Source organism: Nitratireductor kimnyeongensis, assembly GCF_019891395.1.
Lineage (GTDB): Bacteria > Pseudomonadota > Alphaproteobacteria > Rhizobiales > Rhizobiaceae > Nitratireductor > Nitratireductor kimnyeongensis.
The window spans coordinates 3,054,783-3,066,707 of record NZ_CP078143.1; the positions used below are offsets into that span (position 1 = coordinate 3,054,783).

Annotated in this window: 9 protein-coding genes; 6 read left to right on the forward strand and 3 right to left on the reverse strand. The window is 58.9% G+C overall.

The features are described 5' to 3' along the window. Positions 1-213 precede the first annotated feature (213 nt). Complete coding sequence (locus tag KW403_RS14490; RefSeq protein WP_223020159.1) at positions 214-1,773, forward strand: helicase HerA-like C-terminal domain-containing protein; 1,560 nt, start codon at positions 214-216, stop codon at positions 1,771-1,773. A 406-nt stretch (positions 1,774-2,179) separates the two neighbouring features. On the opposite strand, the gene KW403_RS14495 is transcribed toward KW403_RS14490, so the two are convergent. Both KW403_RS14495 and KW403_RS14500 read right to left on the reverse strand, forming a co-directional pair. Further along, positions 2,180-2,926, reverse strand: a complete 747-nt coding sequence (locus KW403_RS14495; RefSeq protein WP_223020160.1) for a L,D-transpeptidase — start codon at positions 2,924-2,926, stop codon at positions 2,180-2,182. A gap of 241 nt (positions 2,927-3,167) precedes the next feature. After that, positions 3,168-3,824, reverse strand: a complete 657-nt coding sequence (locus KW403_RS14500) for a haloacid dehalogenase type II (RefSeq protein WP_223020161.1) — start codon at positions 3,822-3,824, stop codon at positions 3,168-3,170. 195 nt (positions 3,825-4,019) lie between these two features. Here KW403_RS14500 and KW403_RS14505 point away from each other — a divergent pair, with 195 nt between their 5' ends. From KW403_RS14505 to KW403_RS14520, 4 genes are all read left to right on the forward strand, one after another. Then, positions 4,020-4,898 (forward strand): branched-chain amino acid aminotransferase, encoded by an 879-nt coding sequence (locus KW403_RS14505; RefSeq protein ID WP_223020162.1) that lies wholly within the window; start codon positions 4,020-4,022, stop codon positions 4,896-4,898. A 102-nt stretch (positions 4,899-5,000) separates the two neighbouring features. Next, positions 5,001-5,600, forward strand: coding sequence for a superoxide dismutase (locus tag KW403_RS14510; protein WP_223020163.1), 600 nt, complete (start codon positions 5,001-5,003; stop codon positions 5,598-5,600). 177 nt (positions 5,601-5,777) lie between these two features. Then, positions 5,778-6,227: a c-type cytochrome gene (locus tag KW403_RS14515; RefSeq protein WP_223020164.1), complete on the forward strand. Its 450-nt coding sequence runs from the start codon at positions 5,778-5,780 to the stop codon at positions 6,225-6,227. 21 nt (positions 6,228-6,248) lie between these two features. Further along, entirely contained in the window at positions 6,249-7,181 is a 933-nt protein-coding gene (locus tag KW403_RS14520) for a cytochrome c (protein WP_223020165.1), read from the forward strand. Here the strand turns inward: KW403_RS14520 and KW403_RS14525 are convergent. Next, entirely contained in the window at positions 7,135-9,264 is a 2,130-nt protein-coding gene (locus KW403_RS14525) for a S9 family peptidase (protein WP_223020166.1), read from the reverse strand. The genes KW403_RS14520 and KW403_RS14525 overlap by 47 nt on opposite strands. A 315-nt stretch (positions 9,265-9,579) precedes the next feature. On the opposite strand from KW403_RS14525, the gene KW403_RS14530 reads away from it, so the two are divergent. Further along, complete coding sequence (locus KW403_RS14530; protein WP_223020167.1) at positions 9,580-11,925, forward strand: putative monovalent cation/H+ antiporter subunit A; 2,346 nt, start codon at positions 9,580-9,582, stop codon at positions 11,923-11,925.

Sequence of the window (11,925 nt, forward strand, 5' to 3'; positions counted from 1 at the left end):
GGGCAGAAATTCCAGGCAACCACTGTGTCTTTCGGGACAAGTTTAGGACGCGATAGATGACGCCGCAATGCACAATAGGCCGAATAGCCGGCTAGCGTTGCAGGAAAGCCGCGCTTTACTTCACGCACACAACGGCGTTGAGACTTTCTGCGAGGCTGACTATACCGGAGAACCACGAAATTCAGCGGGACCGGCGAGCGAGGCAGACTGCAAATGGCGGAAGACAGCATTTTTCTGGGGGCCAGCCGGCATCCCGACGACAGCTACCAGAAGGCCGAAAGCCTACTGCTCAAATATGCCAACCGACATGGCCTTGTGACCGGTGCGACCGGTACCGGTAAGACCGTCACTCTGCAGATCTTGACGGAAGGCTTCTCCAACGCGGGCGTTCCGGTCTTCTGCGCGGATGTGAAAGGCGATCTGTCCGGTATCGCGATGATGGGTGAGGAAAAGGATTTTCTGACCAAGCGTGCCGATACGATCAAGCTGGATCCTTACGAGTTTCAGGAGTTTCCTGTAATTTTCTGGGATCTGTTCGGTCAGAAGGGGCACCCGATCCGCACAACCATTTCCGAAATGGGCCCGCTGCTTCTGTCGCGACTGATGAATCTCACCGATGCGCAGGAAGGTGTGCTCAACATCGCTTTCCGCATTGCCGATGAGGAAGGTCTCCTGCTTCTGGACATGAAGGATCTGCAGGCGCTTCTCGTTCATGTCGCGGACCGTGCCGACGAGATCGGCACGCGCTATGGCAATGTTTCGAAACAGTCGGTGGGGGCGATCCAGCGGACATTGCTCGTGCTGGAGCAACAGGGTGCGAATTTCTTCTTTGGCGAGCCCGCGCTGAAGATCAGTGACATCATGCGTACCACGCCGGATGGCCGCGGTGCGATCAACGTGCTTGCGGCCGACAAGCTGATGATGAACCCGCGCCTCTATGCCACTTTCCTTTTGTGGCTCTTGTCCGAACTGTTCGAGGAGCTGCCTGAAGTTGGAGATCCGGACCGGCCGCGGCTCGTTTTCTTTTTCGATGAGGCACATCTGCTTTTCGATGAAGCACCGAAGATCCTGGTCGACCGCGTGGAGCAGGTGGTGCGGCTTATTCGATCCAAGGGGGTTGGCGTTTATTTCGTGACGCAGAACCCTCTGGACGTGCCCGAAACCGTGTTGAGCCAGCTCGGCAACCGCATCCAGCATGCGCTGCGCGCCTATACACCGCGCGAACAGAAAGCCGTGAAGACCGCCGCCGACACGTTCAGACCCAATCCTGAATTCGACTGTTTCGAAGCAATCACCAAGCTCGGTGTGGGCGAAGCGCTGGTTTCCACGCTGGAATCAAAGGGCGTTCCGGCAATGGTGCAGCGGACGCTGATCCGGCCACCGGCATCCAGACTGGGGCCGATCACGGATGCCGAGCGTGACACGATTTTGAAGGCGAGCCCGGTCTACGGTCAGTACGATGAGAGCGTTGATCGCGAATCGGCCTTCGAAATTCTGCAGAAGAAGGCGGAAGACAAGGCCAAGGCCGAAGCCGAAGCGCTGAAGGCAGAAGAGGCCGGTGAGGCAGAGGAACGCTCGCGCTGGTCGTTGCCCGATTTCGGCAGCAGCGGATCCAAGACCACCACGACGCGCAAGACGACCACGCGGCAGCGCACGTCGAACCGTCAGTCGGTCAGCGAAGCGGCTTTGAAATCCGTGGTGCGATCGGTGGGAACCTCGCTCGGCCGGGCATTGGTGCGCGGCATTCTGGGGAGTTTGAAAAAGGGGCGCTGAGCGCCCCCTCAACCGCCGCGGCAGATACAGTTCGGAGAGACCGTTGTTTCGATCATTTGTCGCGCTGGCCCTTCTTGGATTGGCCGGTTTGTTCGCCTGTCTTTACTATTCCCAATATTTCATATGGCGCGACTGTTTCAATGAAATGGGCCGGTGCCACGATGCTGAAACAGGTGTCGTGTATCACGAGCAAGCCGGAGCCGCATGGCTCTTGCTCGTGATCCTCACATTGGGGGTGGCGCTGTTCCTCGCCTGGCGATCGATAAAGCGATGATTCTCCAGCTGCGAAGCAAACAGGCCTCAAAAAAACCGGGCAGCGTGTTGACGCCAGCCCGGCTTTCCTATGGCAGTCCGGGGCGGCGGTGGTCCGCCCCTTCTCATGCTTGAACCTGACGAAAGCCTCGCGTCAGACTGTGCGCAGGCCGGAGGTCACGAGGATCGGCGAACCGTCCGGGACGCGGTTGTAGAGATCAATCACGTCCTGGTTGATCATGCGCACGCAACCGGAAGAGACCGATTTGCCGATGGTCCACCATTCCGGCGAGCCGTGAACGCGGTAGAGCGTGTCCTTGCCGTCCTCGAAGATGTAGAGCGCGCGTGCGCCAAGCGGATTGGAAACGCCAGGCTGCATGCCTCCGATCCACTTGTCGTTGGCCTTGTCGTATTCCGCGCGGTATTTTTCGAGCTCGGGTTGACGGTCGATCATTTCTGCCGGCGGGAACCAGCGCGGCCATTGCTGCTTGTACTTGATTTCGGCGCGGCCTGCCCATTCGAACCCAGCGCGGCCAAGGCCAACACCGTAGCGCATGGCGCGTCCGCGCTCGCGCACGAGGTAGAGAAAGTGGTTCGAGGTGTCGACTATGATCGTACCGGGGCGCTCTCCAGTTGGGTCGGCGACTTCCTGGCGATAATAACGCGGGTTGATCTTTTCGATCGGCACAGCGGGAATGTCGTATCCGGCGTCCGTGACCGCCCCATACATGGAGCTGTACTGCATCGGACCGGGCTCAGGCTCGGGCCGAGGCGCCACGCTGGGCGTATCGCCGGAGCTGCTGACACATGCGGACAGGCCTAGCGACGCGGCACCAGCAGCGCTGATGGACAAAAAGCGGCGCCGGTTGAGAGATCGTGCGGCAATGGGAGAATTGGACATGGTTTCTTCGTATACTCGCGTTTCGTCAGGAACGGTGAGTGCGAACATCCATTTTGGATGCTTGCCTCCCTTTGGGGGTAACCCCAAGCTTCCCTCCCTAGGTTCCGATAAATTACCGGAGTGTGCTTGATAGACCGAGTGAACTCGACTTGAAGGTGAAAAATGCCGCATGCACACAAGTTATCGGAGGAGTGTGTTATAGATGCATCATAATCACAAGGTCTCGGACGCGGCCCGCTTGTTACCCGACGAGACCGTCCAGTGAGGGAAGTATGAGATCGGGCGGGAAGTCTTCATATTCGTCTGGTTGCCCGGTTCGATTGAGCCAAACGGTGCGGAACCCGAAATTCCGGGCCCCGGCGATATCCCATCGATTCGATGATTGAAAAGACACGGTTTCCGGGTAGAGCCGCCAGGCGTTCGTCACCATCTCGTAAACGCTTTGATCCGTCTTGAAGCGACGGATGGACTCCACCGAGAACACTTCATCGAGAACGGAATCGAGGGCAGAGGAGCGGACGGCCGATTCTATCATGGCCGGGGACCCGTTCGACAGAATGGCGAGCCGTGCGCCACCGGCCTTGAGCGCCTTCAGCACCGCCGGCACTTCCTCATAGCAATCCAGCTGCCAGTAGGCATCGAGAAGATCCTGCCTCAGACGCCGATCGATCGAGGGGATCTTTGCGAACGCATAATCGAGCGCCCGCTCTGTCATGGTCCAGAAATCCTGATATTGGCCCATGAGCGTGAAAACCCAGGAATATTCCAGCTGCTTTGCCCGCCACAATTCCGAAAAACGCTGTCCTTCGGGTCCGATTTCGCCGGCGTGACGGCGCACAGCGGCATGGACGTCGAACAGCGTGCCATATGCATCGAAGACGAAAGCTGCGTGCCGCATGAAGACTCCTTGTTTGTGCTGTCCACTTGACCGCACCTGCAAACGGCGGTCAAGAAACGTCTACTGGCCTTATCGATAGCGATGCAGGAACGATTGACGAAATCCGATAAAGCCATTTCGATGCATGGTACATTGAGTTGAAGAATTCGCATCTCGACGCAGATGCGTCAGGAATCACATGAAGGGAAGTGCAGCATGACCGTGGTGAGCGAAGTCCAATCGACGACCTGGACCTATGTTGACGGCGATTGGCACGAGGGAAACGTACCGCTCATCGGGCCGCGCAGTCATGCCATGTGGCTGGGGTCCACCGTGTTCGATGGTGCACGCTGGTTTGAGAACGTCGCCCCCGATCTTGATCTTCATGCCAGTCGCGTCAACGCCTCGGCAGCCAATCTTGGCCTCACACCCAAGGTTTCGGCCGATGAGATCATCGGATTGGCCAGGGATGGTCTGAAGAAGTTCGACGGCAGAACAGCCGTTTATATCCGGCCCATGTATTGGGGCGAACATGGCGGCTATATGGGTGTTCCCGCCGATCCGGAATCGAGCCGGTTCTGCCTCTGTCTTTATGAAGCGCCAATGCTGGAACCGACCGGATTTTCCGTAACCGTTTCCCCATTCCGCCGGCCGACCTTCGAGACCGCACCGACAAACGCCAAGGCCGGCTGCCTCTATCCCAACAATGGCCGGGCAATCATGGAAGCGCGCAGCCGCGGTTATGACAACGCGCTGGTACTGGACATGCTCGGCAATGTGGCCGAAACCGGAAGCTCCAACATCTTCATGGTCAAGGATGGCGTGGTCTTCACTCCGGCACCGAACGGTACTTTCCTGTCGGGCATCACCCGTAGCCGCGTCATTGCGCTTCTCCGGGACGCCGGCGTCGAGGTGGTAGAAAAGACGCTTTCGGTGAAGGACTTCCTGGACGCGGATGAAGTGTTTTCGTCGGGCAATCATTCAAAGATCGTGCCCGTCAGCAAAGTCGAAAACCAGAATTATCAGGCCGGGCCTGTGGCCAAAAAGGCGCGTGAGCTCTATTGGGAGTGGGCCCATTCCGGGTTGCCCGTCTGATACACCGGGAACAATCGGGAGCGATGGGTATTGTGTCACTAGAGACGCAACCCCATCTGCGTCCTGCAGAATTCAACCACCTGTACGAGGGAGTTTACCACCATGGCTTTTGAACTGCCGGATCTGCCTTACGATTACGAGGCGCTGCAGCCCTTCATGTCGAAGGAGACGCTGGAATACCACCACGACAAGCACCACAAGGCCTATGTCGACAATGGTAACAAGCTTGCTGCAGAAGCAGGCATGGACGGGCTTTCCCTTGAAGAGGTCGTCAAGCAGTCGCACGGCAAGAACGCCGGCCTGTTCAACAATGCTGCCCAACACTACAACCACGTCCACTTCTGGAAGTGGATGAAGAAGGATGGTGGCGGCACAAGCCTGCCGGGCGCTCTCTCCAAGGCCATCGACAGCGACCTCGGCGGCTACGACAAGTTCCGCGCCGACTTCATCAATGCGGGTGCAACGCAGTTCGGCTCCGGCTGGGCCTGGCTCGCCGTCAAGAACGGCAAGCTTGAGATCATGAAGACGCCGAACGGTGAGAACCCGCTCATTCATGATGCCAAGCCAATTCTGGGCGTGGATGTGTGGGAGCACTCCTATTACATCGATTACCGCAATGCGCGCCCGAAATATCTCGAGGCGTTCGTCGACAGCCTGATCAACTGGGATTACGTGCTGGAGCTGTACGAACAGGCTTCGTAGCAGCGTTTGGCGATTTCACAATCAGGTCAGTTTCGGACTGTACCAAAGGCCCGGTAATCGCCGGGCCTTTTTTGATTCTGATGAGCCTTCACGAAACCGTGAGCGCACATACTGGAATAAATTCGGGTCACGAGCGTTGGTCGGGGTATTGTTCGAACAAATCATCGGAGGGTTCTCATGAAGAAAATTGCGCTTGCTGTTTCCGCTCTTTGCTTATCGATCTCGGGTGTTGCCGCTGCTGACGATCCAATTGCCGTGCGCAAGGCGATCATGCAGGCAAATGCCGCTTCCGCGGGGCTCGCGGGCGCGATGATGAAAGGGGAACTGGATTACAATCCCGCGATTGCCAAGGCCGCTATCCTGACCTTGAGCGCGAGCGCGAAATCCTTCGGCGAGTTCTTCCCCGAGGGATCGGGAGATGGTGATACAACAGCGGCTCCGGCAATCTGGGATGACGCTGACGGCTTTCAGGCCGCACTCGACAAGTACATGACCGACACGGCTGCCGCTGTTGAAGCATCCGGGAAGGATGGTCCTGCCGACCTTGCTGCATTTCAGGCAGCGATCGGTCCCGTTTTCGGAAACTGCAAGAGCTGCCACGAAAACTTTCGCGTGCAGAACAACTGATCCGGGATCTTCGGGATTGTCATGAGAAAGACGTTGCTTGCTTCGGCCCTCGTGATCATCGCGGGCGGTGGAGCGGCGTTCTGGTTGCTCAGTGCTCCGACCTCGCTTGAGGCCGGGGCGCTGGGTGCTCTGGAAACGCCAAATGCAGAACGTGGCGAACAGGTGTTTTGGGCCGGCGGTTGCGCTTCCTGCCATGCGCGCCCCGGGGCTGACGGCGATGCGCGGCTGGAACTTGCGGGAGGCGTCGAGCTGAAATCCGATTTCGGCACCTTCGTCGCACCCAATATCTCCCCTCATCCGCAGGACGGCATCGGCAGCTGGAGTGAGATAGATTTCGCAAATGCCATGCTGTACGGCGTTTCTCCGGGAGGGAAGCACTATTATCCCGCGTTTCCCTATCCTTCCTATGCGCGGATGACGGCACAGGATGTGAGCGATCTTTTTGCCTTCCTGAAAACGCTGCCGGAGGTGGAGGGGCAGGCGGGAGAACACCAGCTTTCGTTCCCGTTCACGATGCGCCGTGGTGTCGGCCTCTGGAAGCTGGCGTTCATGCGTGACGAGCCGGTCATCCCGCTGGCCCCGGACGCGTCCGAGGCGGAAAAACGGGGACGGTATCTCGTGGAGGGCGCTGGCCATTGCGGCGAATGCCACACGCCTCGGAATTTCGCCGGCGGGCAACTTTACGATCAATGGCTTTCAGGAGCCGTGTCGGCGGAAGGCGAGGGGATCGTACCCAACATCACCTCCGGGGAAGGCGGCATCGGTTCCTGGTCGACGGGCGATATCGCCTACTATCTGGAGAGTGGCTTCACGCCGGAGTTCGATTCGGTTGGCGGAGCCATGGTCTCTGTGCAGAAGAACATGGCTCACCTTTCCAAGGAGGACCGAGAAGCGATTGCCGCCTATCTCAACTCGGTGCCTGCCAGAGCGAACGGCTATCCATCTTCCCGGTGACTTTCAGGACGAAGGCATAGGTCAGCGCCTTTTCCTCGAGCCGTGAAAAACGGCCGGAGGCTCCTGCGTGACCGGCATCGAGATTGGTTTTCAGCAGCACCGGATTGTCGCCCGTTTTCCGGTCGCGCAGCCGGGCGACCCATTTCGCCGGTTCCCAATAGGTAACGCGCGGGTCTGTGAGGCCGGCAAGGGCGAGGATGGGTGGGTAATCCTTCGCGCCCACATTGTCGTATGGCGAATAGGCAGCAATGGTGTCGTAATCCTCACGCGAGACGATGGGATTGCCCCATTCCGGCCATTCGGGCGGGGTGAGAGGCAATGTGTCGTCAAGCATCGTGTTGAGCACATCGACGAAAGGCACGGCGGCGACGATGCCACCAAAAGCTTCCGGCGCCATGTTGGCAACCGCGCCCATCAGCATCCCGCCGGCCGACCCGCCTTCCGCAACGATGCGGTCGTGGCTGGTGTAACCCTCGGCCACGAGATGACGGGCCGCGGCGATGAAATCGGTAAAGGTGTTGACCTTCTTTTCGCGTTTTCCCTCCTCGTACCAGGCGTAACCCTTTTCCTTGCCGCCACGGATATGGGCGATGGCAAAGACGAAACCACGGTCGACCAGCGACAGGCAGTTCGTATTGAAGGAGGCGGGCATCGCCATGCCATAAGCTCCATAGCCATAGAGCAGGCAGGGGGCGGAACCGTCGAGCGCGGTGCCCTTGCGATAGACCAGAGACACCGGCACCAGTTCGCCATCGGGTGCAGGCGCCATCAGACGGCGCGTCACATAGTCGTCCGGATTGTGCCCGGAGGGGACCTCCTGTGTTTTCAGCAGTGTGCGGGTGCGGGTACGCATGTCATAGTCGAACACCTGCTCCGGCGTGGTCATTGATGAATAGGAAAACCGCAGCGTGTCGGTGGCGTATTCGTAGGAGCCCTGAAGTCCGAGCGAATAGGCTTCCTCATCGAAGGCGATGGTGTGCTCGGACCCGTCATGGCGATCGCGAATAACCAGGCGCGGCAGCCCGTCCTTGCGTTCAAGACGGACGAGATAATCGGCAAAGGCCATGATCGCGAGAATCAGGCGGCCGGGCTCATGGGGGACGAGATCCTGCCAGTTTTCGCGCGCGGGGTTACTGGCCGGCGCGGTGACAATCTTGAAATCCTTGGCGCCATCCGCATTGGTCAGGATGAAGAAGATATCGCCGCCTTCCTCGAGGTCGTACTGAAGGCCGGTTTCGCGTGGCGCGACCAGGCGTGGCGCGGCATCCGGATCGTTGGCCGGCAGGATGTGACATTCCGACGTTTCGTGATCGTGTGCGGAAATGTAGATCCACTCCTGCGTGCGGCTCCCGGAAACGCCGACGAAGAAGCCGGCATCGGCCTCCTCATAGACGAGGCGGTCGGAAGCAGGGTCCGCGCCGACGCGATGGAAAAACACTTTCGAAGGACGATGGTTCTCATCGAGGCGTGTGTAGAAAAAGCCATCGCTCGCTGCATCCCACACGCCACCGCCGCCGGTTTCCGCAACGATATCCGGCAGGTCCTCGCCGCTGGCGAGATCGCGCACGCTGATCGTGTAGAGTTCAGAACCCTTGTCGTCATGGCCCCACAGAAGACGTTTGTGATCGGGAGAGTGATCGACACCGCCGACGCGGAAATAGCTCTTGCCCTCGGCTTCCCGGTCGCCGTCCAGCAGCGTCTCCTCCGCGCCGCCGGCGCTGGACAGGCGGAAAAAGCGGGGATACTCGCCACCGGTTCGGAAGCCGGCTGCATAGGCATACGGGCCATCTCTCGATGGTACAGACGTTTCATCTTCCTTGATGCGGCCGCGCATTTCGGCAACGAGTGCGGTTTGCAACGTGTCCGTATCGGCCATGAGCGCTGCCTGATAGGCATTCTCGGCTTCAAGATGGGCGCGAATGTCGTCCGCGAGAAGGCTCGGATCGCGCAGGACCTCCTGCCAGTTTTCAGCGCGCATCCATGCATATTCATCCATACGCTCGATGCCGTGGCGCGTGTCTTTTACAGAATATGCGTGCGGCGAGGGGGCTTTTGCGTCCATGGCGAACGGTTTGGAAGTCATGAGGCTACCTTGTGAATGTCTGCGAGGGGCGGGTGCGGTGCGCCGCAGGAATTGCTTCCTTCATGTCCCGAGCGAATGGGGCATGGCAATGGCCTATTGTGTTTTTTCCGGCGCTTCCCGGACCCAAGTCTGCTCGACGAGCGGATTTTGCTTCTGACCAATCCCGTGGTTTAAGCTGGGAAAACTTCTGTGAATGGCGGCGTTTCATCGCGCTTTGCTGGTCGGTTTACGCCTTGTGGTGCATGAAGCGAGTGTTTATGTCACCGTAAGAATTAAAGATGTGGCCTGAAACACAATTTCAAGTGGGGAGAGTTCATGACGGCAGACGGCCAGTGGCTGACATTTCTCGCTCTGTTGCTGCCGTTTGCAGCCGCCGCCATCGCACCAGTGCTGACAAAAGCGCTGAAACACAACGCGGCCTGGGTTCTGGCCCTGGCCCCCGCTCTCATCTTTCTTCATTTCACGGGTTTTGTCGGAGCAATCTCTGACGGAGAAACGCTTTCGGCCGGATATGTCTGGATTCCGAGCCTTTCGGTCGATTTCTCCTGGCATCTCGACGGCCTGTCCGCCACCTTCGCACTTCTGATCACGGGCATTGGCACGCTGATCGTGCTCTATGCGGGCGGGTATCTAAAGGGACATGAGCATCAGGGGCGCTTTTTCTCCTTCATCCTGATGTTCATGGGCTCCATGCTGGGATTGGTGGTGGCCGATTCCTTCCTGACGCTCTTCGTTTTCTGGGAGTTGACCTCAATCACCTCATTCCTGCTGATCGGTTTCGATCACACGCGTGAAGCCTCGCGCCGTGCTGCGCTGCAGGCGTTGGTGGTGACGGGGCTTGGCGGACTTTCACTGCTGGCTGGTCTTCTGGTGATCTGGGGTGCCACGGGCGTGACCTCCATGTCGGCGCTGCTTGCAAGCGAAAGCGCGCTGCGCGATGCGCCGCTCTATATGGCGGCGCTGCTTTTGATCCTCGGCGGTGCGTTCACGAAGTCGGCTCAATTTCCGTTCCATTTCTGGCTGCCGAACGCGATGGAAGCGCCCACCCCCGTGTCGGCATACCTGCACTCTGCAACGATGGTGAAGGCTGGCGTCTATCTGCTGATGCGGCTTAACCCCGTGCTGGGTGATACAGCGGCATGGGAGACGATCCTGCCTGTTTTCGGCGGTACCACCCTGCTCGTCGGAACGCTTCTGGCTGTGCGACAGACGGATCTCAAGCTGATGCTCGCCTATACGACGGTCGCCTCGCTCGGGCTGCTCGTCATGCTGACGGGCGTGGGGTCGGAGAAGGCCGTTGAGGCGGCAGTGCTTTATCTGGTGGCGCATTCGATGTTCAAGGGTGCGCTCTTCATGGTGGCGGGCCTGGTGGATCATGAATCGGGCACCCGCGACGTCACGAAACTGGGTGGCCTGCGCAAGGCAATGCCGATCACCTTCACGGCGGCGGTTCTGGCTGCCGCGTCGATGGGCGGCGTCCCGCTGTTCTTCGGCTTTCTTGCCAAAGAAGAGATCTACGCCGGGCTGGGCTTCGTTGATGGCTGGACCACGCTGCTGACGCTGGTTGCGCTGACGGGCAACGGGCTGATGTTTGCAATCGGCTTTGCCGTGGCGCTGAAACCGTTTCTGGGCGCGAAGGTGGAAACCCCCAAACATGCCCATGAAGGGCCGATCCTGCTTTGGCTCGGGCCGCTCGTTCTTGGCGGTCTTGGGTTCGTATCTGCTCTACTCTCGAGCTTCAGTCACGAACTGGTCAGCAGTCCGATGTCGAGTGCTGTGCTCGGCGAGGCGGTAACGGTCACGATTTCCACGGTGCCACATATCGGTATGCCGCTTGTCCTCTCCGTGGTGACGGTCGCATTGGGCATTTTGGTGTTCGTCATGCTGGAGCGCGGGCGTGCTGCCATGACTGGCATACTGGGCGTTATCGGCTGGGGACCGGATCAAGGCTTCGACCAGGTCATGCGCGGTCTGACACGGCTTTCATTCCGCGTGACCAATATCATTCAGAGTGGACGCCTTGATTACTACATGACGGCAACTTTCGTTGCAGTTGCGGCCGCCGTGTTGCTTCCAATGGGACTTTACGACGAATGGCCAGCCATGCCCGGTATTCCGCGTATGCCGTTCTATGAATGGACGGTTCTGCTCATTGCACTGATCGGGCTTGGTGCTGTGATCTATGCGCGCGATCGTCTGACGGCGATTGTCTCACTCGGTATTCAGGGCTTTGCCGTTGCGCTGATATTCATGCTGCTTGGGGCGCCGGATCTCTCTTTCACACAGTTCATGGTTGAGACGCTGTCTGTGGTGATCCTGGCCCTTGTCATGACACGGTTGCGGCTCTCGCCGACGGATCACCGCCCGACTGGCGAAAAGGTGCTGGACGTTGCCGTGGCCGGGACCTGCGGTGCAGCACTCGGCCTGATGCTTTTGCGCGTGACACAGGTGCCGTTCAATACGGAACTCAGCGATTTCTTCTCGCAATATTCCCGCGTGATCGCCCATGGCCGGAACATCGTGAATGTAATCCTCGTCGATTTCCGTGGAACGGATACGTTGGGTGAGATTGCTGTGGTGATGATCGCCGGCCTTGCCATTCTGGCATTGGTGCGTATCCGCAGCGTCAAACCGATGGCCGAGAACAAGGAGAAGGGGTGA